Raw genomic sequence first — 23,209 nt, 5'->3', positions numbered from 1 at the left:
ATCTATTTATGTTTGTTTATGTCCTCTAAGACCCGTTGTAGTTTTTGATACGTACAAAGAAATTGTTCCAACTCTTCTTGTTCAAAGTTATTCAGCATAGAACTCACTAGGTGATGAATCCGCTCTTCTGTTTTCATGTACAAAGATTTACCTTCCTCCGTCAGTGTTAGATACACAACTCTTCGATCTTTCTCATCCCGTGTTCGCTGAATCCACCCTTTCTTCCACATGCGATTAATCATCGCCGTGATTGCACTTTTCTTCACCTGAAACTTTTTAGCTAAATCCGAAGGGGTACAAGATTTGATTTGATAGATATAGCGCAGGGTATAATGCTGATCACTTGTCATATCATCATTCATCTGATCTCTGACTAAGGATTCCCCATTTTTATTAACCGAAAAAGATAACTCTATATACTGATCGACTAGGTGTTTAATCTCGATGGGAAGCATGTTTCCTCATCACTCCCTTTTTTATATTCCGCCTATTAATAGTTCATTCATTTAACTATTAATTAATTTAACTATATGATCCTATCTGCTAATCGTCAATTCATTTCGCTGTTCGTTTTCAAAATAGACATACGTTCTGCCTGTCTCATTTGAATAATATTCCATGAATCTATGCATAATATGCCAATCTATATTGGAAGAGAGGAGTTTACTCGATGCCTCCATGGATAGAGATTATTTTACGCACCATATCTGCTATTTTCTTTTTATTTATCGTTACGAAAATACTAGGCAAACGACAACTATCTGAGCTGTCACTGTTTGAGTACATCACAGGGATTACAATTGGTAACTTAGCCGCGTCACTTTCGATTGATTTAGATGGTAGATGGTATCAAGGAGTTGCGTCACTTACAGTATGGGCACTCGTTGCGATGGGAATTGAGTACATTACCCTGAAAAGCAAACGATTGCGAAATGTGCTCGATGGTAAATCCACCATACTCATAAAAAATGGACAAATCCTAGAAGAGAACCTTGGAAAAGAGAGAATTACAGTAGATGAACTAATGGAACAACTACGATATAAAAATATCTTTTCCCTCAGCGATGTGGACACGGCTATTCTGGAGCAGAACGGAACATTAAATGTACTATTGAAAAAAGAAAATCAACCTCTTACCCCTAAAATGCTAGGTATCAAGGTTGAGAAGGAAACATTTCCAGAGGTTGTAATCTCTGATGGATGTATGATGGAAGACACATTAATATCCTTGGGCTTGACTAGGAATTGGTTAATGTCAGAACTGAAAAAACGTCGATTACAAGTAGAAGATGTTTTTCTAGCACAAGTAACTTCAAATGGAAGCTTATATATTGATTTATACGAAGATAAGATTCATCCTGTACACATACAGGCAGGTGAAAAAAATCTTCTCTATACTTTGTTAAATAAGTGCGAAGCGGATCTGGCACTCATGCATCTATCCGCCAAAGATCCGAAAGCGAAAAAAATATATAAACAATCTGCTGAACAATTACGAAAAGAAATCATGAATCTTCGCCCCTTGTTAAAATAGGAAAGACATGGCATAAATCGTGCGCCATGTCTTTTTTACGTTACTCAATAACGGTGGTACTCCCTACATAGTAATCCTGCCATTGCTCACGAAGCTCTCGCTTGAGAAACTTTCCTACTCCCGATTTCGGAATCTCGTCTACAAACACGATATCGTCTGGAATCCACCATTTAGCAAATTGAGTGTGTAAAAATTCGAGAATCTCTCGTTTGAGATTTTGCCCTTTGTACAAGTCCTGTAAGACGATACATGCCAATGGACGCTCCTCCCATTTTTCATGAGGAATCCCCACCACACATGCTTCAAATACCGCTTCATGTGTCATCAGAGTGTTCTCTAGATCAACAGACGAAATCCACTCTCCACCACTCTTTATTAAATCCTTCGTCCGATCCACCACTTTGATGGAACCTTCTTCATCTACCGTTACAACATCTCCTGTATGAAGCCATCCATCTAAAAATGTATCACCGCTCCGTTCATCACGATAGTATTCGCTCGCAATCCAAGGACCCCGAAGTAACAGCTCACCCATCTCTTTATCATCCCATTTCACTTCACCTGCTGCTCCCACCACTTTCATCTCGATTCCCTGTACCATGTATCCTTGTCTCGTCAGGGATTGGATGCGATCTTCCTCAGAACCATCTTGATAGCTTTTTAATCTGGCAAATGATACAAGTGGGCTTGTCTCAGTCATACCATACGCATGATAAAAAGGAACGTTCCACTTCTCTTCAAAGGCTCGTACCATCGCGAGTGGTGCCGCTGAACCACCACATAACACACCACGAAGGCTAGAGAGATCATACACCTTCTGCTCTAATTCCTTCAATAACCCTAACCAGATGGTCGGAACACCACCTGTGACGGTAACTTGCTCTGATTCAATCAATTCCGCCAGCAATTGAGGGGTGAAATAAGGCCCTGGCAAGACCTGAGTACTTCCAAACCATACACATGCAAACGGTAGCCCCCACGCATTCACATGGAACATTGGCACAACCGTTAAAACCGTATCTCTTTCCGAAACAGCTGTACTATCCGCCAAACCAAGGGCCATCGCATGAAGAACGATACTCCGATGGGTATAAACCACCCCTTTGGGATTTCCTGTTGTAGCCGACGTATAGCACATGCCCGCCGCTTGATTCTCATCTTCTATGGACAGAAATGGAAAGGAAGGGTCCGACTCGGCCAAAAGTGTCTCATATGAATAAAGTGGTTTTAAGGGAGAATTCGGGAGATCCGTATTAGACATGATCACAAACGCTTTGACGGTAGAAAGATGAGGAACAATCGCTTCTACAAGAGGGAGAATATCCGGATCAATCAGGAGGACCTTATCCTCCGCGTGATTGATGATATAGGCGATCTGCTGAGGGGACAGCCGGATATTAATCGTATGCAATACAGCTCCTATGCTGGGGATCGCAAAGTATGCCTCTAGATGGCGATGATGATTCCAGGCAAGCGTCCCTACCCGATCCCCCTTCTGTATTCCTAGCTTTTCTAACGCATGAGCAAGACGTCGTGTTCTCTGCGCAATCTCCCCATATGTAAAACGATGGATTCCCCCAGCCGTTCGGGAGATCACCAGTTTCTTAGAAAAATAGCGCTCTGCATGTTCAAACATCATGGGTACCGTAAGTGGAACATTCATCATCATGTGCATCTGCTCCTTTGGTCTGTTATGAAAAGTCAGTTTAATCGGAAAATAAATGTCATATGAAAAAATGCCTATAGAATACGTACAAAAATGTATTTCTCGTTCGTTCCTGATTTGATACTCATGCAATAGTATTAATTCTATTCTTTAAATATAAATTCCTCTTTATGATGTGTGTTCAGTAGCAATCTTACAAATGTGTAATCGATCTGTTAGGGATTTCGATAGAAATAAGATCATGAATCCCTTAAAGTGTACCTACATTTCAGTGATCAGTGTAAAAATAGGAGAAAATGAGAAAATAAGATATACACGGTTCACTAGGAGAGTAGGAGACGAAAATGAATACACTCGAACTGAAAAAAGTATGCAAAATCTATGAAGGAACCGTCTCCTATCAAGCCCTCGATGATATGGATTTCACCGTGAAAAAAGGCGAATTCGTAGGCATCATGGGTCCCTCAGGAAGTGGAAAGTCAACCTTGCTTAATGTCATTTCCACCAACGATTTCCCGACTTCTGGACAAGTTTTCTTATTAAATCAAGACCTTCATCGTTTATCGGAAGATACATTGGCTCAATTCCGCCGATCCAATTTAGGATTTGTCTTCCAAGATTTTAACTTGCTGGACTCACTCACCATACGTGAAAACATCCTTCTACCCTTAGCACTAGAAGGAACTCCCTTTTCCACTATGAATCAAGCATTACAGGAAATCTCCATGCAGTTAGGGATTTCCGAGATCCTCGAACGATTTCCGCATGAGATTTCAGGTGGTCAGGCTCAACGGGTAGCCATCGCACGGGCAATCATTCATCGTCCTTCCCTTTTACTAGCAGACGAGCCTACAGGGAACTTAGATTCCCGAGCATCTCACGATGTATTAAACATCTTAGAACAGATGAATCAAGATTTTGGTGTAACAATTTTAATGGTTACGCATGACCCGATCGTAGCTAGCCATTGTCACCGTGTCGTCTTTATTAAAGATGGGCGGATTTATAACGAAATGTATCGCGGAGAGAAGCAACAAGACTTTTACCATGAGATTTTAAATGTACTTTCATTACTAGGAGGAACTAGATATGACTTTTAAGCAGTTTGCCTTGCATAATGTACTACGAAATCTATCCTCCTATTTAGCTTTTTTTATGGCAAGCACCGTTTCCGTTATGGTCTTTTTTATCTTTTCAGTGGCTTCTTTTCATCCCGATATATATGTAGCAGACACATCCACAGACTTAGCTGATTTATTAACCATCATCCTGACTTTTCAATACGGATGTTCATTAATATTTATTCTTTACTCATTTGGAACTTTTCTCCATAGACGGTGGAGAGAGTTTGGTTTACTACGCCTTCTTGGCATCACGGATCTGCAGCTTATCAAACTAATGTTTTTAGAAAATATCCTGATTGGCTTCATTTCGATTATCTCTGGGATCCTACTAGGTCTTCTCTTCTCAAAGTACTTCTTTTTCGTCATCTCTATGATATTTCAGTTCCCTGTAGAATTTCATCTATCCGCCTTTCCAATCTGGTTCACCTTTATTTCATTTATCAGTCTATTTATGTCGGTATCGATCCTGTCTCCATTTTTCATTCGTTCGAAAAACATCTATTTCCTATTAACCAAAAGTCGAAAACAGAGCCGTCAATCTAAGACTTCTCTTATACAAGCTGTAAGTGGTATCACCATTATTCTGCTGATGTATGGATGGTTAGTATATCAGATCCAGAATCATGATAAACTGAAGAGAGTAGCGTCTACAGAATGGCTAATGTACTCGGGCTACAATTTCTATATGGACATTGCGATTCTTATCGTCATTACCTATCTTCTCTTCTCTCAAATCAGTATGTTAGGTATGACATTATTAAAGCGAAATTCGCGTTTTTATTTTTACAAGACAAACCTTCTCTGGATCTCAAGCCTAGCTCATCAAGCGAAGCAGAACGTCCGAAACTTATTTATGTCTACTATATTATTCACGGTTTCATTAGCCTTTACAGCAAATCTATTTACAAGCTATCTATATACAGCTGAACAACTACTGAAGGAATACTTAGTCCCAATCTCTTATTTATCTTATCCTGAAGACAAGCATCTACAAGAAAATATAAATTATATTGATACGTATCTGGATCAAAATGAATATGAATATGAAAAAGTCCAGACTCCTATTCTCGCTTTGAATAACCTGCGGACACCATGGGAAAAGACCCCTATAGCCGTCTTATCCAACTCCAACTTCAATCAGTTAGCTCGCTTTCTAGGTAGGGCGCCTATCTCACTTGAGGGAAAGGATTCCCTCGAACTGATTTGGGAAGGTTGGGGTGTAAACACTCCTTCCATGTTTCACCAAAAAGAAATGGAAGTAGGCGGAAAGAAACTAAACATAATTGGAACAGATGACACACCCTACTTTAAGTTTGTAGCACAAATTTTTTATGTACTTAGTGATGAGCTCTATCGCGAAGTAAAATCCAGCTATCCTACTTACACTCTTGTACAATACCAGATACCGGACTGGACTCGTCTGGGGGACTTTAGTAAGCAAATTTCAAAACGATTTAATAACGCATCAGCTCAACTAATGACTGCAGCAGATAATTTTCAAGGAGAGCTTGTACGAAATAAAACCTTCTTCTTCATTGGTTCCTTTATTAGTATACTCTTCTTCATCGCAGCGATTAGTTTCCTCTACTTCCGCTTGTTTGCAAACATTCAAGAGGAGAGAGAAAAATATCGTAACTTAACCAATATCGGTCTGAAAAGAAAAGAAATCAAGCGGATTATCACTCGCCAGCTATCCATTTTTTTCTTTACTCCCTTTATCGTTGCATCCTTCCATACCTATTTAATTCTCATTCTCTTAAATAAAAAATGGATTGAATTGGCTCCGTTTGATAAAATTCTTCAGGTCCTTACCATCTTCGGTGTGATCCAAATTCTCTATTTCATATGGATCCGCTCGAAGTATATTCGTATGATCTTCCGCTACGTGGATTTAGGAAAAAGCTGACCTGTTTTATTGCTGAAATATAATCATTACCTGTGTTCCTTGGTTTAACTCCGATTGAACCTGTAGGTCATGGGTTAATTCATCACAAATCTTTTTCACGAGAAAGAGTCCGATACCCGTGGATTCACCAAATACACGTCCATTTTTCCCAGTAAAATATAAGTCAAACACACGGGGGATGTCCTCAGGGGCAATCCCCACCCCCTGATCGATCACAGAAAGATATACTTCCCTGTGCCTCTGTCCAATCTGAATCTTAATCCTTTTACTCTCACCCGAAGTATAGCGAATCGCATTTGTCAGCAATTGAAAGAGAACAAACTTCAACCATTTGCGATCTGTCGGGACCGTGAACTCCTCCTCTGCTTCGATCACAGGAAAAATTTCCTTTCGAATAAAGAGGCGCTTCATCTCATTGACCGTTTCCCTTGCAATCTGATTTAAAGAGACTTGTTCCACGTAAAAATCATTTAAAAATGACTTAATACGTGATAGATATAAAACCATATTTAAGCTATGCTCGATCCGATCAATCTCCTCTTGCATATCATCCGCGCTCTCCAAAGCCTCTTCTGCTTGGACAGTTAGCTTCAAGGCGGATAGTGGGGTTTTTAATTGATGTACCCAGTGATAAATAAAATCGATATGCTCCTGCTTCTGCTTAAGTTCCTCTTGCGAAGCGAGACGAAGAAGACGATGCTGTTTGGAAAACGCTTTTTTCACCGCATCGGTAAGAGGGGTTCGATTCTGAATACCTAAGAACTCATCCCCCTGCTCCCACTCCTTTTCCAATCGACGATAAAACGACCCCTCCATCCCCAAGCGGACCAGCAGAAACATAGCAAAAGGGAAAACGCTCACTAAAAATATATAAAGAATGTTCTCCCTGATTATCCTTTCATCTAAATAGCGAAGCGTATAGTAGAGGAGTAAAAACTGAATCACATAGATCAGGACAAAAGGGCTGTATATCTTAAAGAACAACCTCATTTAACGTTTTCCTCCCACGTAACATGAATTCGATAACCCACTCCCTTCACCGTCTCAATCGCATGATCGATCTCTAATTCTTGTAGCTTCTTGCGCAGTCTTGCTATATATACATTTAATGTGTTTTCACCAATAAATAATTGCTCATCCCATACATGCTCAAGCAGTTTACTCCTTTTAACAGAGCGAGGATACGAACTTATGAGGAGATCTAACATATCCATCTCTTTCTTCACCAAGAACAGTTTCTGATCACAAAAATGTAACTCAAGCCGCTCTGGATACAAAATTAAGCCATGAAAACGAATTTCTCGCTCCTTATCAGCAGATGAATTCATAGAAAATTCACCGTAACTACGCCGAATTTGGCTCTTAATCTTGGCCATTACGACATCATAGGAAAATGGCTTTGTAATAAAATCGTCCGCCCCATATTCAATCGCCATCACCTGATCCATATCCCCAATCCGTGCTGAAACAAAGATAATCGGACATGACGAAAGTTGACGAATCCTTTTACACCAATAATAGCCATCATACTTAGGGAGATTAATATCGAGTAGAACCACATGCGGAGAGTGCTTTTGAAATAGATCATCTATCTGGTCAAAATCATCTACTAAAATCGGTTCATAACCAAATTTAAACAAATGATTTGATAAAAGTTGGGCAATTTTCTGATCGTCTTCTACAATAAGTATCTTATACATAGATGGATCCCTCCCTTCCGCCGTAACCGCTTATAAACAAAAAAACCTTTCCTTCTATTCTGTTCGTTTGATGAAGTCCTCAACCTCACGGAATAAAGCTTTTCGCTCCCGATCTAACGTAATAATATGACAAGACTTCTCAAACCAAGATATCATTTTATCTTCGGATTTGATATTTGCATAGATATAATCCGCACTCTCAGGACGAACCGTTTCATCGTTTCTAGATTGAACTACATAAGCAGGTATCTTCACTTCATGAAGCTTGCGCCTTACCTCACGGATCAGCTTTAGAAGCTGGGCGATGCTACCTAATGGAGTTCGAGTTACCGGAACCATTGCATTTTGAATCTGGGCGCTTCTCGCACTTCTCTTTTGTGACGTATGGTATAAGTTCCGAGCAAAAAAATGAACGATCTCCACATATTTCGTCCGCTTATCCCGTATCCAGATAGGCGAACACATGGTAATCACTCCAGCTAGCGGACGATTCATAGCCAGTTTTAAAGCCAAGACTCCCCCCATAGATAGCCCAGCAGCATATATCTTTTCTACACCTGATTGTTTTAATTGATCGTAAGCATTTAGAACATCTTGAAACCAATCATGACGATCCGACTTTTGTAAATCCTCTGGAATGGTACCATGCCCTGTTAAAAGAGGGGCACACACAGAATACCCTAACTCCTGAAAATACTGACCCATGGGTCGCATTTCGGATGCAGAACCTGTAAATCCATGGATAAGTAAAATCCCCGTTTTTCCACCTGGATAATAAAACGGCTCTGGAGAACGCTGAATCGTTTCCATCGTTGTCATCTTCCTCCATTTCCCGTAAACATATATCATTAGGATAACACAAAAATTTTTCCTTTAAACCTTATACACCATTACCCAGTACTTCTCTTCTTAACCCTTCTTCTTCCACATGTATGTATCTAGCAACAATCCCAGTTATAAAGGACTTTAGAAAAGTTTTGGTTTAACAAATCCTTTTTCTTAATGAACCAATTCCCTACACCAAAATCACCCCACATAATATCATTTCCCTCACTATCATCCGAGACAATTTGCAGAAGGAGAATATCATAGTCTGAATGTCTATATCTTGGATCCTCTTGCGTAAATGCAGGATATCCTCCGACCTTATGCTCCCAAGCCGATAGAGCATCCACAACATGTTCCCACATATCAGACATTTCTCCATCCACTTCTACTTCACTATCTAGATTGATCTTGCCAGAAGTAAATCTCTCAAAACGATGATCCCCACTACTGACAGCTTCATATTTCAGTTGATACGAAAGTTGGTATTCTTCTGTAATAGGAGTATACATTTCCTTTCCATTTATTTCGTCTATGTGGGAAAATTGAGTCACAAGTGATGATTCATCGTTCATGAGCACCGGATAGTATACCGTGCGAAAGTTTTTTTGATTAGTCGGATCATCAAAATTTAGTCCCCATAGGTCGTCATCATATGAAATAAAAAGTTGTAGAATACCACTTTCCGGAAAGAATTCTAATCTTGGAAGTTCTTCAAAGTTTAATTGCGCCAATAACATCATAGGGTTTCCATTTTCATCTACTGGGTGATCCACTGTTAGTGGTAGATATGGCTTACCACCAAATTTGCTTTGAAACAATGTTGTACTCCCTTTTCGAGCCGTTATGTGGATGTAGGGACGAACTGTTTTTTCCAGCACTTCTCGATATGTTTCTAATACTGTTGGTAACTCTAGCTTGTTTTGCAAATAAGACACTTCCTTCTAGAACGTATGTTTGTATTTGATTGTATCATTTTTAGAAGTATAGTTCTATATTCCTTCTACAAGCAAAATCCCTCGCCGATTGAAATTGAAATGGTTCGTTCTATACAAGAAGGATAGTCTTGTATCTTTTTATATGAGTTGCCCCACATTCGCCCTAAGAGTAAAAAGACTAGTCGGTTACATCCATGGTTAGAATTTAGGATACGAAAAAAGCTAGGAATATCAAGCATCCTAGCTTTTTCTATCTTGGTGCTGATGACAGGATTCGAACCTGCGACCTATCCATTACGAGTGGATTGCGCTACCAACTGTGCCACATCAGCGTATGGAATTTTTGACAACATCACCATTATAGTAAGCAGTATCTTGTCCTGTCAATATAAAAATGGCTCTGTTTGGTAGCAGAGCCATTTGCTTGTCTTACATAAAGTTTGGTGGAGGCGAGCGGAGTTGAACCGCTGTCCGAAGACCTCGCTACATAAGCTTCTCCGAGTGCAGTCGTCATATTGGGTTGTTTCATCACTTGAACTGCCCAACGACAGGCCTTTCAAATGACTAGCTACTAATGTTTCGCCTTTTAGACAGTAGCCGTCTAAAACGCTAGCCTACTAAGTTATGAGACCCATCTACGCCACATAGGCGATGGAGCAGTGGATCCTAGTTGCAATTAAGCAGCTAGAGCAAAATTGTTTTGTTTGCCAGTTATAATTGGCGTCCGCGTGATTAACGAGAAACGCAGCCCCTCGACTCGCTACTTATGCTCGAACAATCCCCGTCGAATCCCATAAACGCCCCCATAATAGAAGGGTTTAGAGAATGATATTCTAACAAGTTTCATCTTACCATGTAAGAATATGTCTACTCAATACCAAATGATACCTACTGATTCTGTTCTTTTAAACGACGTTGAATCTCTCGCTGTGCATCGCGTTTCGCGGCGGTATGGCGCTTATCGTATAGCTTCTTACCCTTCGCTAACCCTAATTCGACTTTGGCAAAGCCACTACGTAGATGGACATTGAGCGGAATCAAGGTAAGACCCTTCATCTTCGTTTGTCCGATCAATTTGCTAATCTCTCGCTTGTGCAATAGTAGCTTTCGTGTACGTGTCGGATCCACATTAAAGCGATTCCCTTGCTCAAAGGGGCTAATATGCATCCCTACGATCCATACTTCTCCTCTATCTACACGAGCATAGGCATCCTGTAGATTAATACGGCCTTGGCGAATCGACTTAATCTCTGTACCAGTGAGTACAATGCCAGCTTCAAAAGTCTCTTCAATATGATAATCATGCGTTGCTTTTTTATTACGGGCAATTACCTTTGTTCCTTTGGAGCTCATTGTACCACCACCTAACAGAAAAAATATCGCATCTAACATTTTACCAGATTTCCACTTCCAACGTCAAATGTGAAAGTTGGCATTATTTTTAAAAAAGGTCACTCCACGTTAAAATGTATACCCGCCTTTTGGAGGATCGAAACCCAAGAGCAGGGTGGGAATCCCCGCTCTTATCAAATTTTTATCGTTTTTTCTTTCTACGTGAGTCTTTTTTCGGTCCTTTAGATGCAAATGACTGATCTGGGCTCGTAGTACTAATTCGACCTTTTTTGGAATTTGAGCTTCTTTTTTCGGAACGCTTCGATTTTGCACCTCTATTACCAGTGGGGGATTTTGAATCGGTTCTGGACTTCCGTTTTCCTTGGCTTTTACCGCGACGGCGATCTCCACGATCTCTTTCTCCCGGCTTCGCTCTTTTCGTTTTTGACTTCTCTCGATGGAAAAAGCTCTCATCCAACTCGTGTTGGGTGATATGTTCCACTAATTCAAAGTCCACTTTTCGTTCTTCTAGGCTAGCTCCACTAACCCGAATTTTGATCGGATCTCCCATTCGGAATATATGCTTTGTACGTTCCCCAATCAAGAGATACGCACGTTCATGGAAGTTGTAGTAATCATCTGTAAGATTACTAACATGAATCAAGCCTTCTACGGTATTCGGTAACTCTACAAAAATCCCGAAATTTGTAATACTGCTAATGACACCTTCAAACTCTTCTCCCACGTGTGACTTCATATATTCAGCCATTTTCAGCGCATTGGTCTCACGTTCTGCATCTACGGCTACCCGTTCCCGGATGGATGACTGCTGGGCTGCATCTGTTAAATAAGCTTGAAGATGCTCGACTCTCTCTAGTGAGATATGTCCATGTTCCAATACTTCGCGAATAACACGGTGAATGAGCAAATCAGGATAACGACGGATTGGCGAGGTGAAATGGGAGTAAAATGTTGCCGCTAAGCCAAAGTGTCCAACGGATTCAGTAGAATATTTCGCTTGCTTCATCGAACGTAGCAAGATCGTACTAATCACCATCTCTTCAGGACTGCCTTCCACTCTACCCAGCAAGCTTTGAAGGGCTCTCGGCTTTACTTTATCTGCTTTTCCTTTGACGTTATAACCGAAATTATTTACTAGCTCGTAAAATGACAACAACTTTTCTGGATCAGGATTTTCGTGAATCCGGTACACAAACGGGACCTCTAAACGGTAAAAGTGTTCCGCCACGGTCTCGTTAGCTGCTAGCATGAACTCCTCAATCAATTGCTCAGCGGCTGTACGTGGTCGCTTGACAATATCAGTTGGCTTCCCATGTTCATCCACCAAAATCTTCGCTTCCGAAAAGTTAAAATCAATCGCTCCACGGTTCATTCGTTTCTTCCGTAGTGTATCTGCTAAACTCGCCATCAAGCGAAAATCATCTACTAGGTGCTTATATTTCGATATCAACTCGCGGTCTTCGTCAATCACGATTTTCTTTACATCTCCATACGTCATCCGCTCATTCGTACAAATAACAGAGGCATAAATATCATGATCCACAACATGACCTTCCGAGTTAATCTCCATATCACATGTCATCGTAAGCCGATCTACTTTTGGATTCAAACTACAAATCCCATTCGATAATCGCTTTGGAAGCATCGGGATGACACGATCCACCAGATAGACACTACATCCGCGTTCATACGCCTCTCGATCTAGCGCGCTTCCTTCTTTGACATAGTAGCTCACATCTGCAATATGGACTCCTAAGCGAACATTCCCGTTTGGAAGGCGCTCTACCGAAACAGCATCGTCCAAATCCTTCGCATCTTCTCCATCAATCGTTACCATAACACGCTCTCGCAAATCACGACGATGTTTGATTTCGTCTTCACTAATCCGATCTGGAACAAGCTCTGCTTCTTGCTCCACTGCCGCAGGAAACTGCTCTGGCAAACCATGCTTACGGATAATAGACAGAATATCAATCCCAGGAGCATCTTTATCCCCTAAAATCTCAATAATCTCTCCTTCGATCGTAAATTTATCCGAAGCCTTCGGAACGATCCGCACCACAACGATCTGACCATCCTGGGCATGCAGTTGTTTTTCAGATGGAACAAAAATATCTACATTCAACCTTGATTCTTCGGGTATGACAACCCCGAACAAAGGGGACGAAGCCTTAAAGCGCCCTACAATTTTTTCCCGTCCACGTTTCAAAACATCAATAATAATACCTTCGGGGCGACGATCCCCTTTTCGGGGCTTATTTAACCTAACTAATACAGTGTCTCCATCAATCGCACCATTCGTATCACTACCATGAATGTAAACATCGTTGATCTCTTCTGTTTTTGGGAGCACGAATCCAAACCCCTTGGCACTTCCTTGTAACTTCCCCACCACCATATTATAGTGCTTGGGAAGGCCAAATTTCCCTCCACGTGTCTGGACAACCTCACCTTCCGCCTCCAACTGGTTTAGTAAGGAGACGAACTCTGCTTTGTCCTCTCCTGACACCTGAAGTTTACGCATTAATTCCTCTGAACCAATTGGTTTATAGAGCGGATTTTTCAACATTTCTATTACTTGTTTTGCTGTGACCAAACTTTTAGCTCCTTTCAAAGCTACTTCCTTTTATCCAACCTATGGGATACATTTCAGAGGCTTGATAACCATATATGAGTAGAATACCCGTTTTTTGATTAAGCTACTTACATTTCAATCAATCCTCAGAACTCACATGATTTCGAAGCTCACTCCTGCACTGTCTTCCATGTATCCCTAGCATATCACAATTTTTTCCTTTCCAACCTTAATCAATTCGAATGAGTAGCTTCTGTAACGGCGATAACCGATTTTCAAATAAAATTTCACCTAACTCCGTTGCGATCGATTGAGCTCCGTTCCATTTAGAATCATACCAATGATATGGAATCGCATTGTTGCTTAAAATGATGATTTCTGTCTCATGATTCATATTTAATTCCCACCTCGACAGGAAGCCAGATGGATGAGACCCCGAATATCCAATACTCATCCCGTGAATAAATTGATAAAACCATCCACTTGCAATCAGTGACACATCTAACCATTTTTTACGCCGGAACGACACCGTCTCCATTCTATTTTTGCTGTCACGATTTAGAAGTTCACACCTTTTGTAGCATTGTAGAAATTGATGGAGATCTTTCGTCGTAGAAATGATATCTCCACAACCATATCTGTTGTTAGAATTCCGCAATCTCTGCTTTTTTCCTTTTATATGTCCTTGGGCTAAAAGGGACAAAGCCTCCCCTTCAAACCCCGAATCCTCCATACCTGCAGGAACAAATATCTTTTCTCTTACATAGTCACGATAAGGCATATCGGCTATCTTCTCTAAAATCATCGCTAACAAAAAGGTATTGGTATCATTACAAGAAAACTTGCTTCCTGGTACAGAAGACAGGTTTCGATCACGAATTTGTTGCCAAATTTCATTCGGATTCTGACATCCTCCATTGGAAAATTCATTTATAACATTTCGATAATCTACAATACCAGAAGTATGGTTTAATAAATGTTGAATCGTTACTCCAGAAAAAGAAGCATCAGGAAGATATTTATCCAAAGAATCAGATAAATATAGGCAGCTTTGTTCCATTAATTGAAAGATCGCCAGAGAGGTGAACGTTTTCGTAAGCGATGAAATTGGGAAACGAGTACAAAGGGTATTCTGTATCTCTGTATTAAAATCGGATTTACCAAAGGCTTCATGAAAAACCACTTTCCCCTTCTTTGCTATTAACACCGTTCCAGAGAAATTAGGTCTTTTCTCCCGGAAATAGGAAACAAGTCTCTCCATCCCGATCCCCCTCAGTTCACTTGTATTTTCTTGTATTATATTCGTGAGTTGTCAATCCAAGTGCAACAGTATCCATTCAGACAGCGAGCTGTTGCTCATGAATCTTGGAAATATCCGATAACTTTGGGATAAATCCCCGAAGCAGCCCATTGGCATTTTCATTGAAACTACGTTGCCGGGAAGAGGGATGATCTGCTAAGTACATAGGGATGCCTAGAATTGTCCTAAAAGTCGTTTTCGTGATTTTTAATCCCCACTCTGATCTGAAAATAAAACATAAAACGAATGATACTCACCACTACGATGGTAATTTGTTTAATGTTAGCTTGTGCGATATCCTCCTGATAGCCTGTCTTGAATGTATTTCTCTTTATCTCCCATGAAATGGTGAAGGGAGAACACCTTAGATATCTTATTATAGCTTGAGTAGACCCCTTTTTGGGGACGAATCCGAGTCACTAATAAAGAAATAACCACATATTCCACAAACCAGAAATAATCCACACGCACAATATAATATTTTATCCACTGTCACATAATCGAGAAAAAAAGCGCCTACTCCTGTTGCAGATGTTGTAAAAATGCTGATGATAGTTTGACGGAGACCAATTATACGTCCCAAATAGTCCTTAGGACAATGTTTTTGGAAAACAGTGTTAGCAGTAACAATGCCTATTTGTTGCAGAATCCCAACAATTAAACTACTCAACAACATGAGCATAGGACTTTCAACTAGCAAATAGGTCAAATGCAATGAAAAAATTAATAAAAAAATCCAGCCCATTGCGACATTAGCTTGAAAGTACTTTCGAACCACGGACACAAGCATACTACCAAAAATACTACCGATTCCCTGGAGTGAAATATACCAAGTATAAAATTCTACTGGCTTTCCCAATATTGTTTTTATAAATAAATAGGTTAAGCTGGAAAACATAACAATTCCCATAAGATGAAAAATCATAAAAGCCAAGTTTCCCCATAGATATCGATTTTTTTTCACGATTTGTAAACTTTCTATCATCTCAATTCCAAACGAACGTTTAATATGACTTTCCATCTTCACTTCTTCTATTCGGAGAAATATAGAAAAACAACCATATATAAAATAGCTCGAAGCACAGTAAATTAAAATAACATTATAAGAAAATAAAACCATACTAATGCCAGCAATCAGGGAACCCAACACCAACGATGTTGATAAAATAAAACCAACCATAGAATTAGCTACGATAAAATCCTCCTTATCCACGAGGGAAATGATCACTACTTCCCGTAATATTGCTGATAGTTTATTAAATGCAGTAACTAAAAATACACCTATTAGAATAACGAGCCAGCTATGGGTAATTTTTTCAGCGATCAACAAAACTATTAGCAAAAACGAAGCTAAGAAATTAAACAAAACTAACATATTCTTTTTCTTAGACCGATCTATTAAAACCCCACCCAAAAAGCCAAAGCTAAGAGTTGCAACCGTTTCTGCTGTTGTCCCTAATGCTACAACTTTCCCAGATTTGCTTATCTCATATAGCCAAATTGGCAAAATAATTAAAAAAACCCTGTCAGCTAAAGTCGTAAATAAAGTCCCAAGCCATACAGTTAAAAACTTCTTATTTTTCTTTAATAGAAGATATTGACTATTGTGGATTATCCATTTCATTGCAGTAGCCGCCCTATACAGTATTTCCCAAGAGTAATTTTAATAATTATGCTAACAGATGTACATCCTTGCAGGTGTGTTGATTTGCATAATTTTGGAAGTTAGAGCAATGATCTATGACATTCTTCATGGAGGAACTGATAGATCCTCAGTAACCATTCGGTTGGGAGTTGCCCAAGCCACAGCTTGCGCAAGAAAACAATTTTTGAAATGGTAGAAAAGACTGGACGTGTGTAACTATACAACCATTGAATTAATGCATAAGCAATAAGGGAAGCGTACATCTGACCGTATACAGCATTTGGAGTTGTTCCGAACAACCGCTTTACATTCAGATGTTGTTTTATCCAACGAAAAAACAACTCGACTTGCCATCGAGTACGATACATCCCAGCGATTGCCTCAGCGCTCACATCATATAAATTCATAACCACACGAATCTCATATCCTTCTAAATCTTGCAAAGTAACTAGCCGAAATGGATGGATCGTCCCATTCACCTCCTCGCCCAAACGCGCTATCCACACCTGACATCCTTGATATATTCTAGTAGCTTTTTCAAATTTATATTATTCCACAGTTCTTATCCCCAAAAAAATCCTCTATAACAAAGCTTATTTTCTGGTGGAGAAAGGTAGAAAAATAAAACAGCCTGAAATCCCCTCTCTTTGTAGCACATCAAACTATGCTTATATTGCATTTCTTTTTGTCAAAATATACGTGGATTGTCAATATAAGTGCGACACCTTATAAGGAGTTGCCCAGCCAAGACATTTTTGGGGTCGATGGACCTGTCATACTCTGAATCACTTCGTGGATTGCCTGTTGCATGGACTTAGCTGTTCGATCCTCTATCTTGATTGCGATGTACATGCGTGTCTTCCACTCCACAAAAGTAGCGAAAACTGTAATTGAGATCCCGCATGCGAGTTATCCTATTTCTTTCCTCTGTTCTAAAATGTCTATAGCCCATGTTAGAACTCTCTCTGTAATTTGTTGTAGTTGGTACAACCATTTTACAAGGAGCAGTCTAACCATGGGCCTTTTATTTTTGTTAGGTTAGTTAACGTCGTACTACATTCTACAATTTGCTGTTAAATATAACATTTTTTTGTATATAAAAATCAAATTCAGTTGATAATACATTTTGTTTGAAAGTGTTTTCATTTAAGCGTATTAACTGACTGTATGTGATGGATTAATCTTTCTTTGCTTTTATGATGTATGGATGGTTATCTCTTTTTTGAAACAGAATAGAATCAATGCAGTCTTATATCAAAAATAAATAAGACGAATGAGGGATTTTATGCGCTTTGGAATCTTTTGCTTACCGCTTTTAAGACCTGGTATTTCTGCTTTGGAAATCTATGAAAATATCATTACCGAAGCTTGTTTAGTAGATGAGTGGGGATGGGATAACATATGGATGTCTGAACATCATTTTGATTCATACGGTGGGGTAATACCTTCCCCCATTCAACTAGGGACAGCTATCGCTATGAAAACCAAACGAATTCGCATTGGTACCGCCATTACGATTTTACCCTTTCATCTTGCTTTTCAGTTAGCCGAAGGCTTTTCAATGCTAGATGTTTTAAGCGATGGACGGGTGGAAATAGGGGTCGGACGAGGATTTTTGCCACATGAATTAGAGTCTTTTTCAATTAGTGAGCATGATCGTCAAACAAAATTTGAAGAAGGCCTCGAGGTTTTACGGTTGGCTTGGAATGGTGAGAGATTTTCATATGATGGGGAGCACAACAAATTAAAAAATGTACAGCTACTTCCTACTCCTATACAAAAGCAACCACCAATTTGGGTGGCAGCTTCATTGAATCCAGCAAGTTTTCAATTAGCAGGTCAAAACGGCTTTCATTTAATGATCAATCCATACACACGAACGGAAGAAGAAATACGACGGGGGATCTCTTGGTATCAACAGGCACTAGAAAAGAGTGGTTATGATCCAAGGAATGCGCGGATTCTAGCACATTTTCATCTTTACGTAGCACCGTCAGAAGAGCAAGCATATGAAGAACCTCGTGAAGCATTGTTATCCTATATGAGTGAAGTGGATCGCGCCTATCTAAAAGGGGGTGGGATCCATAACAGCGAAATCGCGCCTCATTCCTATGATGAGATCTATCCTAGTAAAGTAATGTTTGGAACACCTGAAATCATTGAGGAACGAATTCGAACGTATCAAAGTCTCGGAATAACTGATTTCTGTTTCATGACTCAGTTTGGGGACCTATCCTTTCATCGTACAATTGCTTCTCTACGTCTATTCACGGAGAAGGTAATCCCTAAATTCAGGTAGGTGGCTATTGATGGAAAAGGCAACACCAATTAATGTTCAACAAACACCTCTCATCCTATTTAAAGGTTTATGTTGTCCATGGAAAGAGATTTGGATAAAAGATGAGACTCAACAAGTCACAGGAGCTTTTAAATTCCGTGGCAATATGGCAAAGTTATCTAAGCTTCCAAGCTGCTCATTGGTTGTCACTGCCTCTACAGGGAACCACGCAAATGGACTGGCTACTGCTGCAAAAATATTTGGTCATACGGCTAAGATATTTGTGCCTAAAAATATCCCCAGAAAAAAGCTTGATGGGATTAAAAAAGCAGGGGCGACCCCTATTTTAGTGAATGGCGATTATTTTGTCTGTGAAGAAAAAGCAAGACAGTTTGCAATGGATCAAGAGGCAATCTATATTCCCAGTTTTGACGATTTAGAAATCATAGAGGGTCACCGAACATTATGTCAAGAGATTGATCAGCAAGGGGTCAAGTTTGATACGGCTTTTGTTCCAGTTGGTGGCGGTGGACTGCTGAGTGCTTGTCTAACTCATTGGGGTTCAAAAAAGCGAATCGTAGCAGTGGAGAGTGTACATGCCCCAGCTCTGAAATTATCTTTAGAACACCGTCAGCCAGTTTATTTAGAATCGGCATCTGGGTTCGCGGAAGGATTGATGGTAAGAAGAATCGGTGACATACCTTTTTCATTGTGTAATAAGTATCAACCAGAAGTTTCATTGTTGCCAGATGAGGTTATCAAATCGTCTATATCTTCTCTATGGAGATACAACCAAATACGAGCTGAAGGAGCTGGAGCCGCGTCACTCGCTGCTGCACTATATGATAGTCATGGTGGTGAGGCTTGTCTGTGTATAGTCTCTGGTGGAAATATTGACGATGATTTATTCCAAGAAATAATCGATTCCTACTGAGATATTAGTCATTTATAGAAGGAGGATACTATGACATATTTTGAGGCCGGGGACCGGCTGAAGCGTCTCGGTATTATTGGCGGGGTTGGTCCACAAGCAACGGCTCGTCTGTACTTAAACATTGTAAAGAGGTATTTGAGTCAGGATCATGGGTCTCATTATCCAGCGCTTGTTATTGATAATATTCCTATCGCATTCGAAATCGAAAATAATTTTATAGAAAAGCCAGCTTCTCAAGAAAACCGGAGTCAAATGATAGATGTACTTGAGCAGAGTATACATCGTCTCGTTGCAGCGGGGGCAGATTGCATAACTCTTCCTTGCAATACATTACACTCCCTTATAGAACCAATTGTGGCTAAGTTTAACATCCCCTTTTTAAACATTGTAAGTGCGACTATGAAGCACGTAAAATCCCAAGGGTATACGAAAGTAGCTATACTGGGAACAAATAGCACACGAACGTTGAGGGTTTATCATGAACATGCTGCCTTTGAAGGTATAGAGCTTACTTATCCTAGTTACGAGGATCAAGCTATTGTAAATAAAGCAATTCTACAATTATTGAGAGAAATAGATCAATCTAAGGCTCGTAAAAATCTCAGTAATATAATTAACCAATTAGTTGGGATAGATTGTGTCGTCTTAGCTTGTACAGACCTTTTCTTGGCGGTAGACGAGCTATCTACGAAGTTCCCCTTGATAGATTCATTAGAATGTTTAATTGATGCTTGTGTAAATTATTACTCCATGCAGCAGGAGGTTTCGATTCCACATGACTGAGACAAAAAAGTGGCTTTCCGTTAGAGAACTGAAAGAAAAAATAGACAAGGGGGTTGAGTTTAAAGAAAAATCGTGGATTCCAGCCACCATAGACTGGATTTATAACACGATTGCTGTACCCGATGTTCAAATGAACCGAAAAGGAGCAGTATGTCCTTTTGTACCATATTCACTCGATCGGGATCTTCTCTATTTGACTTCCCTAGAAAGACCCTTATCAAAGGAGAGTGAGGCTATCGAATATATGCACACGCAGCTACAGGACTTTCTGGATATTGAACCTTGTCAACCTAATGAAGATGCGAGCTATAAATCCCTACTGGTTGCTTTTCCCCACTGCTTGGAAGACAGTGAAAAGATAGTGAAGGAAGTGAGGGTTGCCATCAAGCCTCACTTTCTCCGATTTGGTGTAACTTGTGGAGAATTTTATTCTAGTAACAATGATCGTAGTGTTCGGAATTCTGATATGCTCATTGCACAATCTCCCGTTCCATTGATTGCGATTCGTTACCTAACCCCACATGACAAACTATTTTTGAAAACTCAACCTGATCTATACGAAATTTTTAGACATTGGAAAGGAGATGGTTTGGATGAAAAGTGATTATTTTGTTGTCGGACCGCATTTTGAATTAACTGCTTCCTTGAATGTCGAAGATAACGAGCACATATTTCCTTGCACATTTGATCTTACTCGGGATCGCGAACACATCGGGCATCTTACAGCCAGACTGGATAATAACAAGATATGGATGTCTCTGAAAACATCCACTTCTTTCGAGACAGAAGAACTTGCGGAGGTTTATCGTTTATTTTCCCGGATTTGCATTCGCTTAGGTCGCCATCAGTTCAAGCTAGTCATACAAGTTACAGACGACCAGGTTGAACTAAAGGATTTGTTATCGCAGGACAACTTTATCCCCATAACCGAGGAACTCTTAGAGCGATCTTCTGATCCGTTTGTTCTGCCTCCAGGGAGTAAGGGGGACTCAATGGAAGATGTGTACAGAGACTTGTTGTATACTCCTTGGAATTTTGTCCCGCGAGAATGGGATGTTTTAGAAATGTTAGGAGAGCACACATTATCACCTTCCCATACCTTGCTGGACTTAGGGTGTGGGGTAGGGAAAAATGCTATTCTTCTAGAGGATCTAGGGTACAAAGTGTTTGGAATTGATATTTCTCCTACAGCGATTAAAAGGTGTCAGAGGTTCGTGAGTCACCCCGAGCGATTTGTAGTGGGATCGGTTACCCATCTACCTTATCCTAACGAAGCATTTGATGTAGTTTTGGATGTAGGCTGCTTACACTGCTTACCAAAAGAGGAAATGAGTACGACTGTCGTTGAAATTCAACGAGTACTGAGAGAGAATGGTAAATTGTATTCCCGAATTTTTAAACCACGACCTCAGGAATGGTTAGAAGATCAGCCATTTAAAGTGGATGATTTTGGGCTTGAAACTTCGGAAGTTTTTAGTTTGCTTCAAAGTTTGTTTGATATAGAGATTTGCAGACCAGAAGCAAATATGACCTATGTTTGCTGTCGGAAAAAGGGGCGTGTTTTATGAATGAATGTATTTCTGTGTTAGTTGGTGGTCGTTCAACTGAACACGATGCTTCCCTCCTTTCCTATCAAGGAGTTTTATCCGACCTACAAAAGCGACATGATCATCATCTTACCCTTACTAGCGTCTACTATATTTCTCGTGAGGGACAAATCTATTATCAGCATCAAGCTCCATTTCCTGTGGATGAAGAAGAATTAAAGAAAGGAAGCTTAATCAGGTTAGGGGAGTTCATTGATAGGCTCCAGGACAAAGATATTTTTCACTTGAATCTCTTACACGGGAATGAAGGAGAGGATGGTGCATGGCAGGGATTAGCTGAGATATCCAACCTAAGGGGAACCTTTGGCTCTGTTTTCGCTTCCACTATCACTATGAATAAATGGGCTCAATCAATTCTAGCTACGTCTTGTATATCGCGTTTACAACATCCACGTATGTATCGAATAACAGAGTTTGACACCGAGAAAACAATTGAAAGGATTATCTCTGAAATAAGTTGGGATGAATGTGTAGTAAAACCGAATAGAATGGGGGCTTCCCATTTAACCGAGTTATATAAAGGGTTGACGAAGGAGAGCTTATTAAGCTTATATCGAAAGCTTTCTCGTTATGATCCAGAGGTACTAGTGCAGGAATATATCGCAGGAACCGAGTATACCGTGGGTTGTATTGAACGTTACGGGGAAGTCATTACTCTACCTGTTATTGAGGCAAAAACATCACGTCAGTTCTTAGGGCACATGGAAAAACATCAAAAAGGGTATATCGAGACTCACATTCATCATGTTGATAGCGAGAGAACAGCTGAGCTTAAGGAGATTTCACAAAAATTATTTCGCCAATTCGACCTTAGTGTTATGTGTCGATTCGATTTCATCGTATCCGGGTCAGGTGTTCCCTATTATCTAGAGGCTAACTCGATCCCAGGTCTAATGTCAGGTAGCGCCTTTCCAAAGATGTTAGCGGCTGCTTCGTTAGATCTCGTTGATCTTATTCAATGGTCAATCGAGACAACCAATCCAAGGGTAAGACGTGAAAAAGTACTTTGCTACAACATTGAACATAGTGAAAAATAGCAAG

General features: G+C 40.1%; 21 protein-coding genes, 1 tRNA gene and 1 other RNA gene. 9 read left to right on the top strand and 14 right to left on the bottom strand.

Annotated features, from left to right (window positions below; translation table 11 throughout):
• Positions 1-2 precede the first annotated feature (2 nt).
• A complete protein-coding gene (locus BLU58_RS01900; protein ID WP_093290546.1) occupies positions 3-455 on the bottom strand; it encodes a MarR family winged helix-turn-helix transcriptional regulator in 453 nt (150 codons plus the stop codon).
• Positions 456-670: 215 nt separating this feature from the next.
• On the opposite strand from BLU58_RS01900, the gene BLU58_RS01895 reads away from it, so the two are divergent.
• Positions 671-1,534: a DUF421 domain-containing protein gene (locus BLU58_RS01895; protein ID WP_093290545.1), complete on the top strand. Its 864-nt coding sequence runs from the start codon at positions 671-673 to the stop codon at positions 1,532-1,534.
• Between the two features lie 40 nt (positions 1,535-1,574).
• Here the strand turns inward: BLU58_RS01895 and BLU58_RS01890 are convergent, their stop codons facing one another.
• Positions 1,575-3,200: a long-chain fatty acid--CoA ligase gene (locus tag BLU58_RS01890; protein WP_176786460.1), complete on the bottom strand. Its 1,626-nt coding sequence runs from the start codon at positions 3,198-3,200 to the stop codon at positions 1,575-1,577.
• 344 nt (positions 3,201-3,544) lie between these two features.
• Here BLU58_RS01890 and BLU58_RS01885 point away from each other — a divergent pair, with 344 nt between their 5' ends.
• On the top strand, positions 3,545-4,300 hold the full coding sequence (locus BLU58_RS01885) for an ABC transporter ATP-binding protein (protein WP_093290543.1): 756 nt from the start codon (positions 3,545-3,547) through the stop codon (positions 4,298-4,300).
• Positions 4,290-6,230: an ABC transporter permease gene (locus tag BLU58_RS01880; RefSeq protein WP_093290542.1), complete on the top strand. Its 1,941-nt coding sequence runs from the start codon at positions 4,290-4,292 to the stop codon at positions 6,228-6,230. The genes BLU58_RS01885 and BLU58_RS01880 overlap by 11 nt, the downstream gene beginning before the upstream one ends.
• 6 nt (positions 6,231-6,236) lie before the next feature.
• Here BLU58_RS01880 and BLU58_RS01875 read toward each other — a convergent pair whose 3' ends face one another.
• The 12 genes from BLU58_RS01875 to BLU58_RS16730 form a co-directional block, all read right to left on the bottom strand.
• Positions 6,237-7,220, bottom strand: coding sequence for a sensor histidine kinase (locus BLU58_RS01875; RefSeq protein ID WP_093290541.1), 984 nt, complete (start codon positions 7,218-7,220; stop codon positions 6,237-6,239).
• A complete protein-coding gene (locus BLU58_RS01870; RefSeq protein ID WP_093290540.1) occupies positions 7,217-7,930 on the bottom strand; it encodes a response regulator transcription factor in 714 nt (237 codons plus the stop codon). Before BLU58_RS01870 ends, BLU58_RS01875 begins: the two co-directional genes overlap by 4 nt.
• A 54-nt stretch (positions 7,931-7,984) precedes the next feature.
• Complete coding sequence (locus BLU58_RS01865) at positions 7,985-8,740, bottom strand: alpha/beta hydrolase (RefSeq protein ID WP_176786445.1); 756 nt, start codon at positions 8,738-8,740, stop codon at positions 7,985-7,987.
• A gap of 128 nt (positions 8,741-8,868) precedes the next feature.
• The gene (locus BLU58_RS01860) at positions 8,869-9,684 is read right to left on the bottom strand and encodes a YwqG family protein (RefSeq protein ID WP_093290538.1); all 816 of its coding nucleotides are present in this window, start codon (positions 9,682-9,684) and stop codon (positions 8,869-8,871) included.
• Between the two features lie 265 nt (positions 9,685-9,949).
• A tRNA-Thr gene (locus tag BLU58_RS01855) sits at positions 9,950-10,025 on the bottom strand.
• Positions 10,026-10,134: 109 nt separating this feature from the next.
• Positions 10,135-10,498, bottom strand: a transfer-messenger RNA (tmRNA) gene (gene ssrA / locus BLU58_RS01850).
• Between the two features lie 83 nt (positions 10,499-10,581).
• Positions 10,582-11,046 (bottom strand): SsrA-binding protein SmpB, encoded by a 465-nt coding sequence (gene smpB / locus BLU58_RS01845; RefSeq protein WP_093290537.1) that lies wholly within the window; start codon positions 11,044-11,046, stop codon positions 10,582-10,584.
• Positions 11,047-11,227: 181 nt separating this feature from the next.
• A complete protein-coding gene (rnr, locus tag BLU58_RS01840) occupies positions 11,228-13,642 on the bottom strand; it encodes a ribonuclease R (protein WP_093290536.1) in 2,415 nt (804 codons plus the stop codon).
• 208 nt (positions 13,643-13,850) lie between these two features.
• Positions 13,851-14,882, bottom strand: coding sequence for a serine hydrolase domain-containing protein (locus BLU58_RS01835; RefSeq protein WP_093290535.1), 1,032 nt, complete (start codon positions 14,880-14,882; stop codon positions 13,851-13,853).
• Positions 14,883-15,297: 415 nt separating this feature from the next.
• Positions 15,298-16,545, bottom strand: coding sequence for an MFS transporter (locus BLU58_RS01830; RefSeq protein WP_093290534.1), 1,248 nt, complete (start codon positions 16,543-16,545; stop codon positions 15,298-15,300).
• Positions 16,546-16,646: 101 nt separating this feature from the next.
• Positions 16,647-17,072, bottom strand: a complete 426-nt coding sequence (locus BLU58_RS01825; protein ID WP_176786444.1) for a transposase — start codon at positions 17,070-17,072, stop codon at positions 16,647-16,649.
• A 220-nt stretch (positions 17,073-17,292) separates the two neighbouring features.
• Entirely contained in the window at positions 17,293-17,418 is a 126-nt protein-coding gene (locus BLU58_RS16730) for a hypothetical protein (protein ID WP_255404556.1), read from the bottom strand.
• A 433-nt stretch (positions 17,419-17,851) separates the two neighbouring features.
• On the opposite strand from BLU58_RS16730, the gene BLU58_RS01820 reads away from it, so the two are divergent.
• The 6 genes from BLU58_RS01820 to BLU58_RS01795 are packed head-to-tail and all read left to right on the top strand — an operon-like array spanning position 17,852 to position 23,205.
• Complete coding sequence (locus BLU58_RS01820; protein WP_176786443.1) at positions 17,852-18,865, top strand: LLM class flavin-dependent oxidoreductase; 1,014 nt, start codon at positions 17,852-17,854, stop codon at positions 18,863-18,865.
• Positions 18,866-18,875: 10 nt separating this feature from the next.
• Entirely contained in the window at positions 18,876-19,778 is a 903-nt protein-coding gene (locus tag BLU58_RS01815; RefSeq protein ID WP_093290531.1) for a threonine ammonia-lyase, read from the top strand.
• A 30-nt stretch (positions 19,779-19,808) separates the two neighbouring features.
• Positions 19,809-20,561 carry an aspartate/glutamate racemase family protein gene (locus BLU58_RS01810; protein WP_093290530.1) on the top strand — a complete coding sequence of 251 codons (753 nt, stop codon included), beginning with the start codon at positions 19,809-19,811 and terminating at the stop codon, positions 20,559-20,561.
• On the top strand, positions 20,554-21,165 hold the full coding sequence (locus tag BLU58_RS01805; protein WP_093290529.1) for a DUF6875 domain-containing protein: 612 nt from the start codon (positions 20,554-20,556) through the stop codon (positions 21,163-21,165). The genes BLU58_RS01810 and BLU58_RS01805 overlap by 8 nt, the downstream gene beginning before the upstream one ends.
• Positions 21,155-22,129, top strand: a complete 975-nt coding sequence (locus BLU58_RS01800; protein ID WP_176786442.1) for a class I SAM-dependent methyltransferase — start codon at positions 21,155-21,157, stop codon at positions 22,127-22,129. Before BLU58_RS01805 ends, BLU58_RS01800 begins: the two co-directional genes overlap by 11 nt.
• Positions 22,126-23,205 carry a D-alanine--D-alanine ligase family protein gene (locus BLU58_RS01795; RefSeq protein ID WP_093290527.1) on the top strand — a complete coding sequence of 360 codons (1,080 nt, stop codon included), beginning with the start codon at positions 22,126-22,128 and terminating at the stop codon, positions 23,203-23,205. The genes BLU58_RS01800 and BLU58_RS01795 overlap by 4 nt, the downstream gene beginning before the upstream one ends.
• The last annotated feature ends 4 nt before the right edge of the window (positions 23,206-23,209 follow it).

The organism is Thermoactinomyces sp. DSM 45892 (genome assembly GCF_900107305.1).
Lineage (GTDB): Bacteria > Bacillota > Bacilli > Thermoactinomycetales > Thermoactinomycetaceae > Baia.
This window is presented reverse-complemented; position numbering and strand designations above follow the sequence as displayed.

Excerpts from the sequence above, each read along its gene's own strand:
- BLU58_RS01900 (WP_093290546.1), bottom strand. The coding sequence starts at position 455 with ATGCTTCCCATCGAGATTAAACACCTAGTCGATCAGTATATAGAGTTA.
- BLU58_RS01895 (WP_093290545.1), top strand. The coding sequence starts at position 671 with ATGCCTCCATGGATAGAGATTATTTTACGCACCATATCTGCTATTTTC.
- BLU58_RS01890 (WP_176786460.1), bottom strand. The coding sequence starts at position 3,200 with ATGATGAATGTTCCACTTACGGTACCCATGATGTTTGAACATGCAGAG.
- BLU58_RS01885 (WP_093290543.1), top strand. The coding sequence starts at position 3,545 with ATGAATACACTCGAACTGAAAAAAGTATGCAAAATCTATGAAGGAACC.
- BLU58_RS01880 (WP_093290542.1), top strand. The coding sequence starts at position 4,290 with ATGACTTTTAAGCAGTTTGCCTTGCATAATGTACTACGAAATCTATCC.
- BLU58_RS01875 (WP_093290541.1), bottom strand. The coding sequence starts at position 7,220 with ATGAGGTTGTTCTTTAAGATATACAGCCCTTTTGTCCTGATCTATGTG.
- BLU58_RS01870 (WP_093290540.1), bottom strand. The coding sequence starts at position 7,930 with ATGTATAAGATACTTATTGTAGAAGACGATCAGAAAATTGCCCAACTT.
- BLU58_RS01865 (WP_176786445.1), bottom strand. The coding sequence starts at position 8,740 with ATGGAAACGATTCAGCGTTCTCCAGAGCCGTTTTATTATCCAGGTGGA.
- smpB (WP_093290537.1), bottom strand. The coding sequence starts at position 11,046 with ATGAGCTCCAAAGGAACAAAGGTAATTGCCCGTAATAAAAAAGCAACG.
- BLU58_RS01835 (WP_093290535.1), bottom strand. The coding sequence starts at position 14,882 with ATGGAGAGACTTGTTTCCTATTTCCGGGAGAAAAGACCTAATTTCTCT.
- BLU58_RS01830 (WP_093290534.1), bottom strand. The coding sequence starts at position 16,545 with ATGAAATGGATAATCCACAATAGTCAATATCTTCTATTAAAGAAAAAT.
- BLU58_RS16730 (WP_255404556.1), bottom strand. The coding sequence starts at position 17,418 with ATGTACATCGCAATCAAGATAGAGGATCGAACAGCTAAGTCCATGCAA.
- BLU58_RS01820 (WP_176786443.1), top strand. The coding sequence starts at position 17,852 with ATGCGCTTTGGAATCTTTTGCTTACCGCTTTTAAGACCTGGTATTTCT.
- BLU58_RS01815 (WP_093290531.1), top strand. The coding sequence starts at position 18,876 with ATGGAAAAGGCAACACCAATTAATGTTCAACAAACACCTCTCATCCTA.
- BLU58_RS01810 (WP_093290530.1), top strand. The coding sequence starts at position 19,809 with ATGACATATTTTGAGGCCGGGGACCGGCTGAAGCGTCTCGGTATTATT.
- BLU58_RS01805 (WP_093290529.1), top strand. The coding sequence starts at position 20,554 with ATGACTGAGACAAAAAAGTGGCTTTCCGTTAGAGAACTGAAAGAAAAA.
- BLU58_RS01800 (WP_176786442.1), top strand. The coding sequence starts at position 21,155 with ATGAAAAGTGATTATTTTGTTGTCGGACCGCATTTTGAATTAACTGCT.
- BLU58_RS01795 (WP_093290527.1), top strand. The coding sequence starts at position 22,126 with ATGAATGAATGTATTTCTGTGTTAGTTGGTGGTCGTTCAACTGAACAC.